The organism is Chitinophaga pinensis, assembly GCF_007896845.1.
GTDB classification, from domain to species: domain Bacteria; phylum Bacteroidota; class Bacteroidia; order Chitinophagales; family Chitinophagaceae; genus Chitinophaga; species Chitinophaga pinensis_C.
Genome location: NZ_VOHS01000001.1, coordinates 339,772 through 358,141, shown reverse-complemented (window position 1 = coordinate 358,141; position 18,370 = coordinate 339,772). Strand labels below are relative to the sequence as shown.

17 protein-coding genes are annotated in these 18,370 nt (G+C 46.1%); 10 read left to right on the top strand and 7 right to left on the bottom strand.

Features of this window, described 5'->3' with window-relative positions:
• Positions 1-55: 55 nt before the first annotated feature.
• On the bottom strand, positions 56-526 hold the full coding sequence (locus FEF09_RS01535) for an SRPBCC family protein (RefSeq protein ID WP_146303219.1): 471 nt from the start codon (positions 524-526) through the stop codon (positions 56-58).
• A 50-nt stretch (positions 527-576) separates the two neighbouring features.
• Between FEF09_RS01535 and FEF09_RS01530 the strand changes: the two genes are divergently transcribed.
• From FEF09_RS01530 to recR, 3 genes are all read left to right on the top strand, one after another.
• Positions 577-3,777: an ATP-dependent helicase gene (locus FEF09_RS01530; RefSeq protein WP_146303217.1), complete on the top strand. Its 3,201-nt coding sequence runs from the start codon at positions 577-579 to the stop codon at positions 3,775-3,777.
• A 101-nt stretch (positions 3,778-3,878) separates the two neighbouring features.
• Positions 3,879-5,363, top strand: coding sequence for an Ig-like domain-containing protein (locus FEF09_RS01525; protein ID WP_146303214.1), 1,485 nt, complete (start codon positions 3,879-3,881; stop codon positions 5,361-5,363).
• A gap of 72 nt (positions 5,364-5,435) precedes the next feature.
• On the top strand, positions 5,436-6,053 hold the full coding sequence (recR, locus tag FEF09_RS01520; protein ID WP_146303212.1) for a recombination mediator RecR: 618 nt from the start codon (positions 5,436-5,438) through the stop codon (positions 6,051-6,053).
• A gap of 257 nt (positions 6,054-6,310) precedes the next feature.
• Here the strand turns inward: recR and FEF09_RS01515 are convergent, their stop codons facing one another.
• Positions 6,311-6,520: a hypothetical protein gene (locus FEF09_RS01515; protein ID WP_146303210.1), complete on the bottom strand. Its 210-nt coding sequence runs from the start codon at positions 6,518-6,520 to the stop codon at positions 6,311-6,313.
• A 506-nt stretch (positions 6,521-7,026) separates the two neighbouring features.
• Between FEF09_RS01515 and FEF09_RS01510 the strand changes: the two genes are divergently transcribed.
• From FEF09_RS01510 to FEF09_RS01485, 6 genes are all read left to right on the top strand, one after another.
• The gene (locus tag FEF09_RS01510) at positions 7,027-8,043 is read left to right on the top strand and encodes a homocysteine S-methyltransferase family protein (RefSeq protein WP_146303208.1); all 1,017 of its coding nucleotides are present in this window, start codon (positions 7,027-7,029) and stop codon (positions 8,041-8,043) included.
• 44 nt (positions 8,044-8,087) lie between these two features.
• Positions 8,088-10,844, top strand: a complete 2,757-nt coding sequence (gene metH, locus FEF09_RS01505; RefSeq protein WP_146303206.1) for a methionine synthase — start codon at positions 8,088-8,090, stop codon at positions 10,842-10,844.
• A 94-nt stretch (positions 10,845-10,938) separates the two neighbouring features.
• Entirely contained in the window at positions 10,939-11,703 is a 765-nt protein-coding gene (locus FEF09_RS01500) for an exodeoxyribonuclease III (RefSeq protein WP_146303204.1), read from the top strand.
• Positions 11,704-11,718: 15 nt separating this feature from the next.
• Positions 11,719-12,021, top strand: coding sequence for a DUF4286 family protein (locus FEF09_RS01495; protein ID WP_146303202.1), 303 nt, complete (start codon positions 11,719-11,721; stop codon positions 12,019-12,021).
• Positions 12,022-12,327: 306 nt separating this feature from the next.
• Positions 12,328-12,597, top strand: coding sequence for an HU family DNA-binding protein (locus FEF09_RS01490; RefSeq protein ID WP_012788562.1), 270 nt, complete (start codon positions 12,328-12,330; stop codon positions 12,595-12,597).
• 154 nt (positions 12,598-12,751) lie between these two features.
• Positions 12,752-12,868: a 30S ribosomal protein THX gene (locus FEF09_RS01485; protein ID WP_012788561.1), complete on the top strand. Its 117-nt coding sequence runs from the start codon at positions 12,752-12,754 to the stop codon at positions 12,866-12,868.
• 136 nt (positions 12,869-13,004) lie between these two features.
• Here the strand turns inward: FEF09_RS01485 and pdxH are convergent, their stop codons facing one another.
• Positions 13,005-13,649, bottom strand: a complete 645-nt coding sequence (gene pdxH / locus FEF09_RS01480; protein WP_186774146.1) for a pyridoxamine 5'-phosphate oxidase — start codon at positions 13,647-13,649, stop codon at positions 13,005-13,007.
• Positions 13,650-13,777: 128 nt separating this feature from the next.
• Here pdxH and FEF09_RS01475 point away from each other — a divergent pair, with 128 nt between their 5' ends.
• The gene (locus FEF09_RS01475; RefSeq protein ID WP_146303198.1) at positions 13,778-14,863 is read left to right on the top strand and encodes a DUF3298 and DUF4163 domain-containing protein; all 1,086 of its coding nucleotides are present in this window, start codon (positions 13,778-13,780) and stop codon (positions 14,861-14,863) included.
• A 108-nt stretch (positions 14,864-14,971) separates the two neighbouring features.
• Here FEF09_RS01475 and pyrH read toward each other — a convergent pair whose 3' ends face one another.
• From pyrH to rpsI, 4 genes are all read right to left on the bottom strand, one after another.
• The gene (gene pyrH, locus FEF09_RS01470; protein ID WP_146303196.1) at positions 14,972-15,685 is read right to left on the bottom strand and encodes a UMP kinase; all 714 of its coding nucleotides are present in this window, start codon (positions 15,683-15,685) and stop codon (positions 14,972-14,974) included.
• Between the two features lie 229 nt (positions 15,686-15,914).
• On the bottom strand, positions 15,915-16,742 hold the full coding sequence (gene tsf / locus FEF09_RS01465; protein ID WP_146303194.1) for a translation elongation factor Ts: 828 nt from the start codon (positions 16,740-16,742) through the stop codon (positions 15,915-15,917).
• Between the two features lie 126 nt (positions 16,743-16,868).
• A complete protein-coding gene (gene rpsB / locus FEF09_RS01460; RefSeq protein ID WP_089810726.1) occupies positions 16,869-17,894 on the bottom strand; it encodes a 30S ribosomal protein S2 in 1,026 nt (341 codons plus the stop codon).
• Positions 17,895-17,968: 74 nt separating this feature from the next.
• On the bottom strand, positions 17,969-18,358 hold the full coding sequence (gene rpsI / locus FEF09_RS01455; RefSeq protein WP_012788555.1) for a 30S ribosomal protein S9: 390 nt from the start codon (positions 18,356-18,358) through the stop codon (positions 17,969-17,971).
• Positions 18,359-18,370 lie beyond the last annotated feature (12 nt).

Here is an 18,370-nt window from a genome sequence, read left to right as displayed (position 1 = left end):
ACTAAGATAAACTATTAATTACGAATCGTCAATTTCTTGTTATAACATATTCTTGTTATGAGCGTCTGCCAAAGACGGATTCCACTGCTTCCTGCCGGTGACGAAAGATATCCCGCAACTGCCGCTGCACAAACAACGCATGGGCGATTTTACCTAATATACCTAATGGCATTGAGTAATGCACAATATCTGTCATCTTCACACCTCCCGGTACTTCCTCAAAATGATGCTGGTGATGCCACATCCGGTAAGGTCCCTCCCGCTGCTCATCAATAAAATACCTGCCTTCTACCACATGAGTGATCTCCGTCATCCAGCGCAAAGGAATGCCCAACACAGGCCTTATGATATACGTGATGATCTGTCCGGCATATACCGGTTTATCCGTTTGTGGAGATGTAATGTCAAAACGCATATACGCGGGCGTGATCTTTTCCAGATTTTCCGCACGCGAAAAGAAGCGCCAGGCTTCATCCATACTGGTGTTTAATACCTGCTCATACTGTAAACGATAGATTTTTACCATAACTTCATAGTATGTTTTTGTTGGCCGGTAAGCCGACTTCAAATATAGTCATGTCAAGAGATCAATACCAACAGCATTTCAGGGAAATGTATGACCGCCTTAACAGGCAACAGCGTCAGGCCGTTGACCAGACGGAAGGCCCTGTTATGGTCATCGCGGGCCCCGGTACCGGTAAAACCCAGATTCTTGCCTCCCGCATTGGCAAGATCCTGCAGGACACCGACTATCAGCCGCAAAACATTCTCTGCCTGACTTATACCGATGCCGGTACAGTGGCCATGCGTAAACGACTGACTGACTTTATCGGCCCCGATGCTTACCGTGTCAATATTCATACCTTTCATTCCTTCTGTAATGAAGTCATACAGGATAATCTCTCCCTGTTCGACAAACACAGCCTTGATCCTGTTTCCGAACTGGAAAAGATCCAGTTGCTTAAAAAGCTCATTGACGGCTTTACCAAAGACAATCCACTCAAACGCTACAGAGGTGATGTATACTTCGATATGAAAAACCTTGCCCAGCTCTTTTCTATTATGAAAAAGGAAGGCTGGACAGTCGCTTATATCAATGAAGCCATCACTACTTACATAGAAAGTCTGCCCTCAAGGGAAGACTTCATCGCCAAAAAAGCAGCCGGCGCCTACTCCCGCGGAGACGTCCGTACGGACAGGATCGCCCGGGAGAAAGAAAAAATGGTCCGCCTGCAGGCCGCTGTAGAACAGTTTCCTGTATATACGGCATTTATGCATGCTGCCGGTCGCTACGATTTTGACGACATGATCAACTGGGTGATACAGGCCTTTGAAGCGTATCCGGATCTGTTAGCAGATTACCGTGAGAAATACCAGTATATACTGGTGGACGAATATCAGGACACCAGCGGTACTCAAAACCGCCTCGTACAACTGCTTACCGAAGCGCAGGAAAGCCCGAACATCTTTGTGGTGGGCGATGATGATCAGTCTATCTATCGCTTTCAGGGCGCCAGTATTGAGAATATGGCCCAGTTTGCAGAAACCTTTGCAGAAACCCTCCACACCATTGTGCTGACACACAATTACCGCTCAGTACAGCCTATTCTCGATGTGGCCATGTCGCTGATCGCTAATAATGACAATTCACGGCTGGTCAACCAGCTTCCGGAACTGGACAAACAACTGATTGCAGCCATACCCGTCACACAATCACCCGTTCCGGTTATCAGGCGTTACAATACGCCCCGGGATGAAATGATCGATATTACGCAGCAGATAGCCAGCCTGCTGGAAAAGGGGATTGCACCGGGCAGCATAGCGGTGATCTATAGAGAGAATAAATATGGAGAGGAACTGGCCCGTTACTGTCGTCAGCAACAATTGCCTTTCTACTCCAAACGCAGCATCAATCTATTTGAGGTACCTTTTGCCCGTAAAGTACTGTCCCTCCTGCGCTACCTTGCCTGTGAGGTGGACACACCTTACAGTGGCGATGACCTGCTCTTCTCCATCCTGCATTACGATTTTTATAATATTCCGGCGATAGAAGTAGCGAAGATCAGTATCCGTGCGGCCGAAAAAGGCTATCGGGAAAAGTCGTCCATCCGCCAATATTTACAGGAATGGGCGCATACGCGCAATCTGACGCTTTTCACGGCAGCGCCTGAACAGGCGCTTGTTGACTTCTCCGCAATGATGGAAAAGCTGATACGGGATGCACACAACCTGACCTTGCAACAGCTGTTTGCAGCCATCATCAATGAATGTGGCGTGCTATCTTATGCCATGCAATCGCCCGAAAAACCATGGCTGATGAAAGTGCTGCAGGCGCTCTTCGACTTCGTCAAAGAAGAAACACATCGCAACCCCGATCTGACACTCGTGCCGTTTATGGATATGGTTGATCTGATGCGGCACAATGGTATCACCATCCCATTGGTACAGGTATCTGGTAATGAGAGAGGTATCAATCTGCTGACTGCCCACGGCGCAAAGGGACTGGAGTTTGAATATGTGTTCATAGCAGGCGCCAATGCACACCTCTGGGAAGAGAAAGTGAAGAACAACAGCGGCTTCTCTTTTCCGGATACACTCTTTACTACAGCTGTCACCAGCACCGATGAACAGGAACTGCGCCGGCTATTTTATGTGGCCATCACCCGCGCAGAGAAACACCTGTATATCAGTTATCCGGAATACAAGACGGATGGCAAACCGCTGGAACCCAGTCTGTTCGTTAGCGAAATACTGGATAAACATACCCTTCCGGTTGAAAAGGTGATCATCCCGGAAGAAGTACAATTCACATTTGCAGTATTAGACTATGCACCAGCGCTGGCGCCGGAAATAGCAAAGACCGACCAGCCACTGATAGACAATCTGCTGGCGAACTTCGTCATGAACGTGACGGCCCTTAATAATTATCTCGACTGCCCGCTGGGTTTCTATTATAAAAATCTGGTCCGCGTGCCTTCCGGCCGTTCTGAAAACACAGAATTCGGTTCTGCTGTACACTATGCACTGGAAAAGCTCTTCCAGAAAATGCAGGAAAGCGGTCGCTACGAGTTTCCTTCCAAAGAAGAATTCATCCGCGACTTTACCTGGAGTATGCTGCGCAACCGGGAAAGCTTCACCCGCGAATCATTTGAAAGAAGACTGGAATATGGTCGCGACATCCTCGATCATTACTATGAAACCTGGCTGCCACATTGGAATAAGGTAGTCAGCGTGGAAAGGAATATCCGTAGTGTGGTAGTCAGCGGCGTCCCGTTAAAAGGAAAGATCGATAAACTGGAATTTGACGGCAATCTGGTCAATGTAGTGGACTACAAAACCGGCGACTATGAAAAGACCATCAGGGAATATCAGAAATTCGTCCGTCCAGACCAGCAGCACCCCCATGGGGGAGATTACTGGCGACAAGCTGTATTTTACAAAATCCTGCTGGACAACTACCGTCAGAAGAACTGGCAGGTGGTCAGCACGGAGTTTGACTTTATTGAACCCAACAAGCAGCGGCATTATCACCGGGAAAAGGTAGTAATCACACCGGAAGACGTCCGGATGGTAACAGGTCAGATCGTATCCACCTGGACAAAGATCCAGAATAAGGAGTTTTATACCGGATGCGGCAAAAAGGACTGTGTCTGGTGTAATTTCGTAAAAGACAATAAGCTGCATGTAGCCCTGCACGACCTCAGTGAAGAAGACGAATCAGAAACCGGCTATCGGCCCGGTCAGCTCCTCCGGCAACAGCCGCTCCCCGATCTTTAACAAAAACTTACCATTGCCCGACCGTGTCCGCTCCCCGGTATATTTGGATATTACTGATTGGAGTTTGATCTTTGGAACCGGTTTTTGGAATAACACATTAAATGATGAATCATATTTTCCGTGGCTGGGCCAACTGGCTGATCATACTAAGCGCCTGTATTTATCTTCTCCCGGGCTGCGCTAACATCGTTCCTCCGAGCGGTGGCCCGAAAGATACCCTGGCGCCGAGGCTGATGGGCATTAATCCTCCGGACTCTACCCTTCATTTTAAGGCAAAAAAGGTCTCTTTTACTTTCAACGAATTTGTGCAGGTAGACAATGTGTTTGAAAAGCTGATCGTATCTCCTACTCTGAAACGTACCCCTTCGGTTACGTTCAAACTGAGAACAGTAACGATGGAGATCAAGGATACCCTTCAGCCCAATACTACTTATACATTCAACTTTGCTGACGCAATCCGGGATAATAACGAAAACAACCCCATACAGGACTTTCAATACGTTGTCTCTACAGGCGACTATCTGGATTCCTTACAGGTAAGAGGTTTTATCATAGATGCAGAAACAGGTAAACCCGATAGTAACGTAGCGGTAATGATCTACCGGAGCAACGTTGACTCTATCGTGTCCAAAGAAAAACCGGTGTATTTTGCCCGTTCCAAAGGCAATGGATCGTTCTGGTTCAGGAATATGGCCCCGGGTGATTACAAATTGTTTGCACTTAAAGAAGAAGACAGGGATCTTCAGTACAATCAGCCGAAGGAAATGATTGCCTTCAATGATAGTCTGCTACATCTCCGCGAACAGAATCTGAGCGATATTACCATGCTGTTATTCACAGAGCTGGACAGCACTCTGAAGAAACCGGAAGACGTGCCTGGTGAAGACCAGCCGGCACCGGAACCAGAACCGGAGAAGAAGGAAAAGGAGAAAGACAAAGAGAAAAAGAAAAAACGCATCCTGAACATTTCACCTGACCTGACCGACAACAAACAGGAACTGGGAAAACCATTACTGATCAGCTTCAGCTATCCAATTACGAAGTTTGACAGTATGGCCATCAGTCTCACGCAGGACACACTGTATACACCGGTGGAATTCACCACCACACTGGACTCTACCCGTACCAAACTGTATGTCAACTTCGACTGGAAAGAGGGTAAACCGTATGAACTGATCATTCCGAAGGAATCTGTTGCTGACTCAACAGGATTACAACCTAATAAGTCAGATACGATCACCTTCAACGCTAAAAAAGAATCAGATTACGGCAAGGTGATGGTGTCGCTCACGCTGAGTGACAGTTCAAAAGCAGCTATCAGCGATACGATGCATTATGTGGCCCAGCTCATTGTTAACAAGGAAGTAAAGTATTCCGGAAAAATTGTACGTGGCTCATGGATCCAGAAGCGTATTACCCCCGGGGAATATGAAGTATGGATACTGATGGATGAAAATGATAATGGCAAATGGGATCGCGGCGTTTACTACGGTACGCCGAAGAAACAGCCGGAAAGAGTGGTCAGCTTCCCTAAGAAAGAGAACATAAAGGCCAACTGGGCAGTAAAGGTACCGGTCAGTTTTTAGCGCAATTACGAACCGGCTTGCCGGAACAGACAAATCGTAATACATCAATCGTAATTGAGTTAATTTTACAGTATGATATTTTCCTCCGCACTGATAGAAAATGCAGTTAATGAGTTTGCGCGGCTACCGGGCATTGGCAAAAAAACCGCCTTACGTCTGGTGTTACATCTGCTCAAACAGGACCCTGCGCAGGTGAAACTGTTTGGTGAAGTAGTGACCCGTATGCGGGAGCAGATCAAATTCTGTAAAGTATGCCACAACGTTTCTGATCAGGAAGTATGCAGTATATGCAGCAGCCCATCCCGTAATAAGGCACTGGTCTGTGTAGTAGAGAACATCCGTGATGTAATGGCGATAGAAAATACACAACAGTTCAATGGTGTGTATCATGTGCTGGGCGGTATTATCTCTCCTATTGATGGTATTGGTCCGGATCAGCTGAATATCTATTCACTGGTGGAGAGAGTACAGCAACAGGGAGTGGACGAGATCATCATGGCGCTCAGCCCAACTATTGAGGGTGATACTACGATCTATTACCTGTCTAAAAAGCTGAAGGAATTCCCGTGTAAGATCACTACGATCGCCCGTGGTATTGCTTTTGGCGGCGAACTTGAATATGCGGATGAAATGACGCTGGCAAGATCTATTTCTAACAGGCTTCCGCTGGAAAGTTATGTGCAGAAATAACACAGACAGATAACGCTATTAAAGCAGCTTGTTATACAATAAAGCAAAACGCTTAACATAGAATGGCTACCATTCCATGTTAAGCGTTTTGCTTAAAAAGATACGAGTGCTGAACAACACTCGTGTGTGTTTAACCTGTAATTCCACGTTATGAAAAAAGGTTGATGGTTGGTTTTTTCTTTACGGGCAAACCTGCTACAGATAAACCTCCGGACTGTATCAGGTCTGCCTTATATACCGACGGGTAAGTACCCCGGTTATTTCTTTGTTATGGAATGGTGTTTGTCCACCTCACCAGCTTCTTTCTCGCTTTCCCGTAGCTCCTGCCATCTCTTCATCTCATACTTATTCAGAAAGCAGATCTTAAATACCTCTGCTTCTCCACGATCGGCGTCCGCAGGCACCGGGAACAGTCCATACTGTGCCAGGTGTTGCTGCAAGCTGTGTACATGCTCAGCAATACTCATATCAATAATGATTTAATGCAGGTTAAAAAACTAAACGGTCAATGGTGGTAATGTGCCGGTTAGCAACAACAGTGCTGGTTATAACAACAGTTGTTTTGATGAAGCATGTTCAGGGTGGTAACGTGCCCTAACGATTGTTGAACCTCTTTTTGCATCGTAATTCTCATTATGGGAGCGTGGCTCCCTATTACCCTACAAATATAGTAGACTTTGTAAATCAAAACAAATTTTTCTATCTTTTGTGGGAAATAGGCATCATAATAACCATAGAACCCCCTCCCATGGCTCGAAGTCACTTTTTAATCATTTAGATACCATCAGCACTCCACATGAAAAGCAGCTGATGCTTCGTACTGACCCTTTCGTCAGGCGGCTGTCATCCGCGCCAAGCCTTATTTTATAAGGTAATTATTAAGTACATTTGTTTATTAGTTTCTGCAGGTAGATTTGTTTATTGTTCGACCTGTGGGCATTATTAAACAGTAACTAATAAACGTATTACAATTATGAAATCATTATCCCAATGTGCGGCTGAGCGCATTCTAATTATTGACGGAGCGATGGGAACCATGATCCAGCGCTATAAACTGGAAGAAGCCGACTACAGAGGCGAACGCTTCAAAGACTATCACCTCGACGTAAAAGGCAATAATGACCTGCTTTGTCTCACACAACCTCAGATCATCGAAGCTATACATAAAGAGTATCTGGAAGCTGGCGCCGATATTATCGAGACCAATACATTCAGCAGTACTACCATTGCAATGGCCGACTACGACATGCAGTCACTGGCTTTTGAAATGAACGTTGCTGCTGCCCGTATTGCTAAAAAAGCAGCGCAGGAGTACACCGCAAAGAACCCTGACAAACCAAGGTTTGTGGCAGGTGCTATCGGTCCTTTGAATAAAACACTCTCCCTCTCCCCTGACGTAAATAATCCGGGTTTCCGTTCCGTTACCTTTGACGAGGTAGTGGAAGCTTATTATGAGCAGATAAAAGGTTTACATGAAGGCGGGGCAGATATTCTGCTGATCGAGACGATCTTCGATACACTAAACAGTAAGGCAGCTATTTTCGCTATCAAGAAATATTTCAGCGATATCGCACAACCTGAATTACCTGTAATGATCTCCGGTACCATTACAGATGCATCCGGAAGAACCCTCAGCGGTCAGACACTGGAAGCATTCTATATCTCCGTAATGCACGTAAAACCATTCTCTGTAGGCCTTAACTGTGCACTGGGTGGTGAGCAGATGCGCCCTTACATCTCAGAACTGTCACAGATTGCAGCCTGCAATGTCAGCTGTTATCCGAACGCGGGTCTGCCAAATGCATTTGGTGAATATGACGAAACACCTGATCATACCGCTCATATCATTGAAGATTTTGCAAAAGAAGGATATGTGAACATCGTGGGTGGTTGTTGCGGCACTACGCCTGACCACATCCGTCACATTGCAGAACATGTAAAAACAGTGAGTCCGAGACGCCTGCCTGAAATGGTAGAAACATTGGCGTAAACCATATAAACAGGGGTATTCCTACAATTACTACAGTAACTCAAATGAGCGATACAATCACTTCAACAGATACGATAGAAACAGCCGCGCCGGCAGGCCGGATCATTCAACCTTACCTTCGCCTGAGCGGTCTGGAACCATTGGTGGTGAGGCCGGAGACAAACTTCATCAACATTGGTGAACGTACCAACGTAACAGGATCCAAGAAATTTGCCCGTCTGATCAGAGAAGGGCTCTATGAAGAAGCCCTTTCAGTGGCCCGTCAGCAGGTAGAAAACGGTGCCCAGGTACTGGACGTGAACATGGATGACGCCCTCCTCGATGGAGAAAAAGCCATGACCACCTTCCTGAACCTGCTGGCAGCGGAGCCCGATATCTCCAGGATACCGGTGATGATCGACTCCAGTAAGTTCTCTATCATCGAAGCCGGCCTGAAATGCCTGCAGGGTAAATGTATCGTGAACTCCATCAGTCTGAAGGAAGGCGAAGCTAAATTCGTCGAACAGGCGAAGATCTGTAAAGCCTTTGGTGCAGCTGTAGTTGTAATGGCCTTTGACGAATACGGTCAGGCCGATACAGAAGAAAAGAAAGTAAGCTTCTGCCATCGTTCCTACAAGATCCTTACAGAACAGGTAGGTTTCGATCCGCAGGATATCATCTTCGACCCGAACATCTTCGCGATCGCAACGGGTATCGAAGAGCATAATAACTACGCGGTAGACTTTATCAACGCTACCCGCCGTATTAAAGAATTGATGCCACTCACCAGCGTAAGCGGTGGGGTAAGTAATATCTCCTTCTCTTTCCGTGGTAATGATGTGGTGCGTGAAGCCATGCACTCCGCATTCCTGTTCTATGCCATCAAGGCTGGTATGAATATGGGCATCGTGAATGCCGGTATGCTTCAGATCTATGATGAGATAGAGCCTGAACTGCGTGAACTGTGTGATGACGCCATCCTGAACCGTAGAGAAGATGCCACTGAACGTCTGATTGCCTTTGCCGAAACGGTTAAAAGTAAAGGTAAAGTGATCGAGAAAGACGAGACATGGCGTCAGGGCACCGTAGAACAAAGACTGAGCCATGCACTGGTGAACGGTATCACCGACTATATTGAGGGTGATACAGAAGAAGCCCGCCAGAAGTACCCTCGTCCGCTGGATGTGATCGAAGGCCCGCTGATGGATGGTATGAACATCGTTGGCGACCTGTTTGGCAGTGGTAAAATGTTTCTTCCACAGGTGGTAAAAAGCGCCCGTGTAATGAAGAAATCAGTGGCTGTTCTCACCCCTTTTATTGAAGAGGAAAAACAGCGAATGGTAGCTGAGAATGGCGGTGTAGTAAAATCCGCTGGAAAAATACTGCTCGCTACCGTAAAAGGCGACGTACATGATATCGGTAAAAACATTGTAGGCGTGGTACTCGGCTGTAATGGCTATGACATCATAGACATGGGCGTAATGGTACCTGCTGAAAAGATATTACAGACCGCCCGTCAGGAACAGGTGGATATCATCGGCCTCAGTGGTCTGATCACCCCGAGTCTTGACGAAATGGTGAACGTGGCGAGAGAAATGAAACGCCAGCATTTCGAAGTACCTCTGATCATTGGTGGTGCGACTACTTCCCGTACTCACACGGCGGTGAAGATCGCTCCGGAATACGAGCACGGTGTGATCCACGTACTGGATGCATCCCGTAGCGTAACGGTGACAGGTAGTTTGCTGAATAAAGCGCTTAAAAAGACTTTCCTCGACGACGTTAAAAAGGATTACCAGAAACTGAACGAAAACTTCCGGAATAAAAAACCGGTAAAACAATACCTGCCTATAGCAGAAGCACGTCAGCATAAGGCGATCACAGACTGGAGCAACTACAAACCGGTCGTACCAAAACAACTGGGTGTACAGGTGTTCCGTAACTATGATCTGGCTGAAATCGCTGAATATATCGACTGGCAACCATTCTTCATTTCATGGGAGCTGCACGGGAAATTCCCGCAGATCCTGAGTGATGAAATTGTAGGTACGGAAGCAACCCGTCTGTATGAAGACGCCAAAGCAATGCTGAAGCGCATTGTAGAAGAAAAATGGCTGACTGCCAACGCCGTGATCGGCCTCTTCCCGGCCAACAGAAGTGCAGATGATACCATCTCGGTATTATCGCCTAAACCGGGTCAGGGTACTGTTCACCTTGAATGTCTCCGCCAGCAGCTGAAGAAAGCACCGGGACAGCCTAACTTCTCCCTCGCTGACTTTATTGCACCGGCAGAATCAGGCATACAGGACTATATGGGCGCTTTTGCTGTAACCACTGGTGGCGACATCGAGAAATGGCTGGAGAAGTTCAAGGAAGACCTTGATGATTATAGCAGCATTATGCTGAAAGCCCTTGCTGACAGACTGGTAGAAGCCTTTGCAGAACTCATGCATAAACGCGTGAGAAAAGAGTTCTGGGGCTATGCTAACGAGGAAACGCTGGACAATGATCAGCTGATCCGCGAGGAATACACGGGTATCCGTCCTGCGCCAGGTTATCCTGCCTGTCCGGAACACACAGAGAAATACAAAATGTTCGATATGCTGGATGCTACCGAAAATACCGGTATCATACTGACAGAATCACTCGCAATGTACCCTGCTTCCAGTGTAAGCGGCTGGTATTTTGCAAATCCTGAAGCGAAATACTTCGGACTGGGCAAGATTGAAAAAGACCAGGTAGAAGACTATGCAGCACGTAAAGGATGGACAATAGAAGAAGCCGAAAAATGGCTTCGCCCCGTACTTGAATACGACATGTAATGATTCGATAGAGCCGGTAGTTCTCAGGGCTACCGGCTTTTTTATATAACCAACACAGATTGTTCCCCTCCACGGGACAATGACCTAGCACACCATGAGAATTGTTTCCTATAATGTAAACGGACTGCGTTCCGCCATGAACAAGGGTTTCACCGAATGGCTGAAAACAGATCCGGCGGATATTATCTGCCTGCAGGAGATCAAAGCACACAAAGACAATGTGGACTACAAACAGTTTGAAGAGCTTGGCTTTGAGCACTACTGGTATCCGGCAGAAAAGAAAGGCTATAGCGGCGTAGCTGTACTGACAAAAATCACTCCTGATCATGTACAATACGGTAACGGATTCATGCAGAGCGATGCAGAAGGACGCGTTATCCGCCTTGATTTCGGCGATATTACCCTGATCAATACTTACATGCCTTCCGGCACCAGTGGTGATGAAAGACAGACCTATAAATATCAGTGGCTGGACGAGTTCTATGGATATGTAGACCAGCTAAAGGCGACCAGACCAAACCTGATCATCTGTGGTGACTATAATATATGTCACAAACCCATCGATATCCACGATCCTGTGGGTAATAAGAAGTCCAGCGGTTTTCTGCCGGAAGAAAGAGCGTGGCTGGACAAGCTGTTCAGCAATGGATTTGTAGATACATTCCGTCATTATCATCCGGAGCCGCATCAATACAGCTGGTGGAGCGTCCGCGCCAATGCAAGGGCTAATAACAAGGGCTGGCGTATCGACTATATCAGTGTCACTGAACCGCTGCAGACAAAGCTGAAAGATGCCCTGATATGGCCGGATGTAAAGCATTCAGATCACTGTCCGATATACCTGCAATTAGAAGCCTAAAGCCTGTTTTCACACATGATTATATACAACGTAACAACCAAAGTAACACACTTCATCAATGAAAGGTGGTTACAATGGATGAAAGAAGAACATATTCCTGCAATCATGGCGACGGGGCTTTTCCACGATTTCCGCATCTGCAGGCTGCTTGAACAGGATGATGAAGATGGTCCAACCTACTCAGCTCAGTACTTTACAGACACACTTGAAAACTATCAGACCTTCCTTGCTGAATATGCGCCAGGCCTCCGTCAGGCTGGTTATGAGCGGTTTGGGAACCAGTTTGTAGCTTTCAATACAGTGATGCAGGTAGTATAGTTGTTAAACTTATCCACAGGAAATCCACTGATTACAGGGGGTTCAGACTTTGGTACAATACTTGGAACGTAGATGCGTTTATAGTAAATACAACAGCAAATGTGCTATCACAGCGGTTTTCAACAAAATAAGGCATTACACCCATTGATGCCTCATGATGTGTGAATCTGCTGTAACCGTTATCTGTAAGCGTTTTCAGCCGATGATTTTTTAGTTAAAAAAGATTCAAAAAATTTGGTAATCTGATAAAACGCGCTATATTTGCTCACATCAAACATTTTATTCACTAGTTAAATCTTACTAGCTATGAACAAAGCCGAATTAATCGACAAACTGGCTAAAGATGCCGGTATCACTAAAACCCAAGCTAACGAAGCACTGGATTCTTTCACTAAAGCTGTTGCTGATACCCTGAAAAAAGGTGGTAAAGTAACCTTAGTAGGTTTCGGTACTTTCTCTGTTTCTAAACGTGCTGCTCGTAACGGTAGAAACCCACAGACTGGCCAGATCATCAAGATCAAAGCTAAGAAAGTTGCTAAATTCAAAGCTGGTAAGGCTCTGTCCGACAAGCTTTAATTTGTTAGCTTAACTTATTCAAGCAAGGAACAGCACTGTTTCTTGCTTTTTTTTTGCATTTAACCCACGCTATTTCGTAATTTGCAGGGTAATTATGGGGAGTTACATCCTCAGTGAACAAACATTTCAAACTATAAACATCAAACTGTTTACAATGGGTAGAGGTGATATCAAAACCAAAAAAGGCAAAATTTCTAACGGTTCTTTCGGCAAGGCAAGACCTGCAAAACCAAAGAAAGCTGCTGCTGCTAAGGCTAAAGCAAACGCTTAGTCCAATTAGGAATTAGGAATTAACAATTAGGAATTAAGACGTAGGAATTGCATTCCTATTAATTACTTTCCTGACTTAATTCAGACGAAAAGACTTTATAGCTGAAATTCCTAATTCCTAATTCCTAATTTTTGCATCACGGCGCCAGTCTGTCGATCAGCCAGTTCTCTCCTTCCTTCGTATACAATATCCTGTCATGTAAGCGGCTGCTTCTTCCCTGCCAGAACTCCATCTTCACCGGCTTCACCACATAACCACCCCAGTAAGCAGGACGTTTAGGATCCTCCAATACATATCTCTCTGCCACCATTCTTACGTTCTCTTCCAGAAAACTACGACCCGGTATTACACGGCTTTGAGGAGATGCAATAGCGCCTACACGGCTGCCTAATGGCCGGCTTTCATAATATTCATCACTGATCTCAGTGGATGTCTTACTAACAGTACCGTATATACGTACCTGTCTTTCCAGCTCCCGCCAGAAGAACAATAATGATACATTCGGATTAGCCGCCATGTCCTGTGCCTTATGGCTATCATAGTTGGTGAAGAAGACAAATCCGTCCTCATCAAAACTCTTCAGCAGTACAATACGTGCAGATGGATAACCGTCCGGCGTGCTGGTAGCAAGCGTCATCGCATTCGGCTCATCCAGCTGTCCGGAGGTAGCGTCTTTCCACCAGCGTTCAAATTGTTGTATAGGGTCCTGAGCCACATCCTGCTCGTCAAGCGAAGCAAGGCGATAGTCTTTGCGCAGATCTGCTACTTCTTTATTCAACATGGTCCTGTTTTTATCTGAGGCAAAGATACTTATAAAGACCGCATCTACCGGATGCAGGTAATATGATCGTCATCAGTATCCGTGAGATGCCCTCATTCTCCGAAACAAATATTTACTAATTTTATCGCATGAGAACCATACTATTATTCGCTATTACCTGTTGTCTGCTTGTATCCTGTAGCACGAAGACAAAACAGTCTGCACAGACTGCAAAAGCACCGGATCCTACCAGCACCCCTTTTTACTATCTGCATCTGAAGGGAAAGATCGGTGACGAACCTATCACCATGGACCTGATTAAATCCGGCCCCTGGGTGCTCCGTGGATATTACACATATGACAACATCGGTGAACCAATTATGATATGGGGTAGTCCCGAAGGAGACAAGGTCATTCTGTATGAGAACACGGACAGAAATGAGGAAAGGCTGTTTTCGGGCAAACTGGATAGCCTGGGAGGCTTTAAAGGCAAGTGGCGGGGCAAGGGTACCTCTTATCCCTTTGAGCTCAAATCAAGCCTTGAAAATGCCGTTGCGTTCGATGTGCTTTATGCGACCGATTCCGTGCCGCTTTTTCCGGGTAATCCCAACACACCTGTCGGCCAGGCATCGAATAGTATTGTATGGCCTGCTGCCGGCAATGACGCAGACATCTCCGACTTTGTACGTCTCAATATCACTGAAGGACGTCAGATCACTGATCCGCAGAAATACCTGAGAAGAGATATCGACTCTTTCCTTGCCACCTATAAGGTCAACGAAAAGGACCTTGATACCACTGATGGCATTCCGGCAACTGCCAGCTGGGGTGCAGATGGAGACATGAAAATAGTATGGAATAAATACCCTTTACTGGTACTGGAAACTTTCTCCTATGATTTCACCGGCGGTGCGCACGGCAACTATGGTGCGCATTATACAGTACTCGATCTGGAGAAAAAGAAAGTGCTGAAAGTAGCAGACTTCCTGAAACCTGAATACAAGGAAGCATTGATACCGGAACTGGCAAAATCGTTCCGCAGGATCTATAAACTGGAAGATGGGGAAAGAATCGAGACAATGCTGCTCGTAAAAGAGATCGTGCCGAATGATAACTTTCTGGTGACGGAAAAAGGGATCGGATTCAGTTACACCCCATATGAAATCGGCCCTTATGCACTGGGACAGGTAATGCTGTTTGTGCCTTTCAAAGACATTAAGCCCCTCCTGAAATAAGATCAGGAACCGGGAATAAAGATCGGGGAATGACTGTTATTACATGCATTCCCTGATCTTCACTCCGATTCCTGACAATATGAATCGATAAGCTGTTTTGTTTGTCAATTACCCTTTCACCAGCGTACCAACATTCTTACCCATAATCACCTGCATCAGATTACCTGCTTTATTCATATCGAATACGATAATCGGGAGTTTATTCTCCTGACACAGCGTGAATGCGGTCATATCCATTACATTCAGCGACTTCTGGTATACCTCTGTGAAGGTGATAGATTCGAAACGGGTAGCGGTAGGATCTTTCTCCGGATCAGCAGTATAAATACCATCTACACGGGTACCTTTGAGGATCACATCAGCCTGTATTTCGATCGCACGCAGGGAGGCTGCTGTATCTGTAGTGAAATAAGGGTTTCCTGTACCGGCACCAAAGATAACTACACGACCTTTTTCCAGGTGGCGGATAGCACGACGGCGGATATAAGGTTCTGCAATCTGCTCCATTTTGATAGCTGACTGAAGGCGGGTATATAACCCTACTTTCTCCAGACCGCTCTGCATGGCCATACCGTTGATTACTGTCGCCAGCATACCCATATAGTCACCCTGGGCTCTTTCAATGCCGGTTTCAGCCTCATTCATACCACGGTATATGTTACCACCTCCAATTACTACGGCTACCTGCACTCCTAAGTCGGTCACAGCTTTAATATCGTACGCATACTGCGTGATCACTCTGTGATCGATACCGTAATTACCTTCTCCCATCAGGGATTCACCGCTCAATTTGAGTAAAATACGCTTATACTTTGGCAACATGACTTATGAAAAATGATATGAAAATGTTAGTTAGTAATTAGTTTACAGTCCCCGAATATATAAAAAATGCGGAACGGGGTATTTCCTGTGTCCCGGCCGGCCTGGTCATTAGTGGAGAACTATTTCAGAAAATAGCGGCCGGTTTCCGTTAAGTGCGCCTGCATATGTATGGTAAAGCGCAAAAAAAAGGAGAGAATGTGATTCTCTCCCTTTTCTGTAGGTAATCAAATTACCCTAATGCGATTCTTGTGAATCCTGTTACTTTCAGGTCAGCGTTCACAGATTTCAGATAATCTGCAACGGATTTGTTGTTGTCTTTTACGAAAGCCTGAGGTAACAGTGTATTTTCTTTGAAGAATTTGTTCACTTTACCGATAGCGATTTTCTCAGCCATGTCACCGGTTTTACCTTCAGCAGCGATCTGCTCGATAGCGATAGCTTTCTCACGGGCAATCAGCTCAGGAGAAACACCATCAGCATCAACTGCGATTGGGTTCATTGCTGCGATCTGCATAGCGATATCTTTACCTACTTCTTCAGAAACAGGTGCAGAGAAACCTACCAGTACACCCATGCGGTAGTTACCGTGGATATAGGAAGTTACAGAAGCTGCAGAGATCTTTTCGAATTTCGCCAGGGTGATTTTCTCACCGATTTTAGCAACCTGGTCGTTTACTTTGTCGTTAACGCTAGCACCATCCAGAGTCGCTGCGCCCAGTTCTTCCAGGGTATTTGCACCGCTGGACAGAGCCAGATCAACGATAGACTGAGCGAATTTTACGAAATCTTCGTTTTTAGCAACGAAGTCGGTTTCGCAACCCAGTGCTACTACTACGCCAGTTGTACCATCAGCATTAGTTTTTGCGATGATAACACCTTCTTTAGTTTCACGGTCAGAACGCAGCGCAGCTACTTTCTGTCCTTTTTTACGCAGATAATCTACTGCTTGTTCGAAATCACCATCACTTTCAACCAGTGCTTTTCTGCAATCCATCATGCCTGCACCAGTCTGCTGACGCAGTTTGTTTACATCAGCTGCTGTAATTGTTGCTGCCATAACTTTATAATGAGTTTATTATAGATTAATGTTTATTCTTTATCAACTATTAACGCTCAATTGCGAACCATGGAGCAAAGAGATGTTCCACGATTCGCAATTGCTTTATGTCGTTTAAAACGAAGCTTATCTGTTGCCGCCTGGTTTAGGACCGCCGGAACCAGCTGGACGACGCTGTCCGCCGCCACCGCCGCCTGGACGGTTACCACCACCGCCACCTGGACGGTTACCACCACCACCTGGACGGTTGCCACCGCCACCTGGGCGATTGCCACCACCGCCACCTGGACGGTTACCACCACCCTGGCCACGACCACCGCCAGCGTTCTGACCACCCTGGCCACGACCGCCGCCGCCTTGTCTGCGACCTCTTTCACGATCTTCGCCGCCTTCCAGCTCGAATTTCAGTGCTTTGTTGTCATCTTCTTCCTCTTCTACTACGTCGTCAGTTTTCTCATTTGCTCTCTCAGCCAGACCTTCTGCGATTGCAGCAGCGATATAGTTAGTGATGATTGCGATAGACTTAGTTGCGTCATCGTTGGCAGGAACTGCGAAATCTACTTTAGTAGGATCGGAGTTTGTATCTACCATACCGAAAGTGGAGATACCCAGACGACGAGCTTCTGCCAGACCAATGTGCTCATGGCTGATGTCAACCAGGAACAGTGCTGCAGGAACACGAGCCAGCTGAGCGATACCGCCCAGAACTTTTTCCATTTTCTCTTTATCACGGGTTAAAGTCAGACGCTCTTTCTTGGTGATACTGTCGAAAGTACCATCAGTCAGCATCTTTTCGATGCTCTGCATCTTCTTAACGCTCTTACGGATAGTTGCGAAGTTAGTCAGCATACCACCTAACCATCTTTCAGTTACGTAAGGCATGTTAACGCGTTTTGCAGCTTCCGCTACGATTTCTTTAGCCTGTTTTTTAGTGGCTACGAACATGATCTTTTTACCGCTCTTTGCGATAGATTTCAGGGCAGCTGCTGCTTCCTGTAAACCTTCAACGGTTTTATTCAGATCTATGATGTGAATACCTTTCTTTTCTGCGAAGATGTAAGGCAGCATCTTCGGGTTCCATTTTTTCTTCAGGTGACCGAAGTGTACACCTGCCTCCAGTAACTGCTGCTGTAATGAGGTATTATTTTCCATGTTATTATACTCTGTTATAAAAGGTCAATGTTAATAATCTGCGTAAAACATTTAGTAGTACGCATTCATCACGATTAGCGTTTAGAGAACTGGAAGCTTCTTCTAGCTTTAGCTTTACCTGGTTTCTTACGTTCAACGCCTCTTGGATCACGTTTCAGGAGACCAGCAGCTTTCAGCGCCGGACGGTATTCGATGTTCACTTCGCAAAGCGCACGAGCAATACCCAGCTTAATAGCTTCTGCCTGACCTTTGATACCGCCACCAGCAGCATTTACCTTTATATCGAATTTATCTGTAGCATCGATAGTCTTCAGGGACAGTTCTACCTGATTCTGCAGGTAAACCAGTGTGAAGTATTCTTTATAGTCTTTGTCGTTTACTACGATGTTACCAGTACCCTTGCTGATGTAAACACGGGCAACGGCTTCCTTACGACGACCAATAGTGTTTTTTTGCTTTTCCATGTATCAGAGAAA

What these genes read in the sequence shown, in the direction of transcription:
- FEF09_RS01535 (WP_146303219.1), bottom strand. Translation starts at nt 526, where the DNA reads ATGGTAAAAATCTATCGTTTACAGTATGAGCAGGTATTAAACACCAGT.
- FEF09_RS01530 (WP_146303217.1), top strand. Translation starts at nt 577, where the DNA reads ATGTCAAGAGATCAATACCAACAGCATTTCAGGGAAATGTATGACCGC.
- FEF09_RS01525 (WP_146303214.1), top strand. Translation starts at nt 3,879, where the DNA reads ATGATGAATCATATTTTCCGTGGCTGGGCCAACTGGCTGATCATACTA.
- recR (WP_146303212.1), top strand. Translation starts at nt 5,436, where the DNA reads ATGATATTTTCCTCCGCACTGATAGAAAATGCAGTTAATGAGTTTGCG.
- FEF09_RS01515 (WP_146303210.1), bottom strand. Translation starts at nt 6,520, where the DNA reads ATGAGTATTGCTGAGCATGTACACAGCTTGCAGCAACACCTGGCACAG.
- FEF09_RS01510 (WP_146303208.1), top strand. Translation starts at nt 7,027, where the DNA reads ATGAAATCATTATCCCAATGTGCGGCTGAGCGCATTCTAATTATTGAC.
- metH (WP_146303206.1), top strand. Translation starts at nt 8,088, where the DNA reads ATGAGCGATACAATCACTTCAACAGATACGATAGAAACAGCCGCGCCG.
- FEF09_RS01500 (WP_146303204.1), top strand. Translation starts at nt 10,939, where the DNA reads ATGAGAATTGTTTCCTATAATGTAAACGGACTGCGTTCCGCCATGAAC.
- FEF09_RS01495 (WP_146303202.1), top strand. Translation starts at nt 11,719, where the DNA reads ATGATTATATACAACGTAACAACCAAAGTAACACACTTCATCAATGAA.
- FEF09_RS01490 (WP_012788562.1), top strand. Translation starts at nt 12,328, where the DNA reads ATGAACAAAGCCGAATTAATCGACAAACTGGCTAAAGATGCCGGTATC.
- FEF09_RS01485 (WP_012788561.1), top strand. Translation starts at nt 12,752, where the DNA reads ATGGGTAGAGGTGATATCAAAACCAAAAAAGGCAAAATTTCTAACGGT.
- pdxH (WP_186774146.1), bottom strand. Translation starts at nt 13,649, where the DNA reads ATGTTGAATAAAGAAGTAGCAGATCTGCGCAAAGACTATCGCCTTGCT.
- FEF09_RS01475 (WP_146303198.1), top strand. Translation starts at nt 13,778, where the DNA reads ATGAGAACCATACTATTATTCGCTATTACCTGTTGTCTGCTTGTATCC.
- pyrH (WP_146303196.1), bottom strand. Translation starts at nt 15,685, where the DNA reads ATGTTGCCAAAGTATAAGCGTATTTTACTCAAATTGAGCGGTGAATCC.
- tsf (WP_146303194.1), bottom strand. Translation starts at nt 16,742, where the DNA reads ATGGCAGCAACAATTACAGCAGCTGATGTAAACAAACTGCGTCAGCAG.
- rpsB (WP_089810726.1), bottom strand. Translation starts at nt 17,894, where the DNA reads ATGGAAAATAATACCTCATTACAGCAGCAGTTACTGGAGGCAGGTGTA.
- rpsI (WP_012788555.1), bottom strand. Translation starts at nt 18,358, where the DNA reads ATGGAAAAGCAAAAAAACACTATTGGTCGTCGTAAGGAAGCCGTTGCC.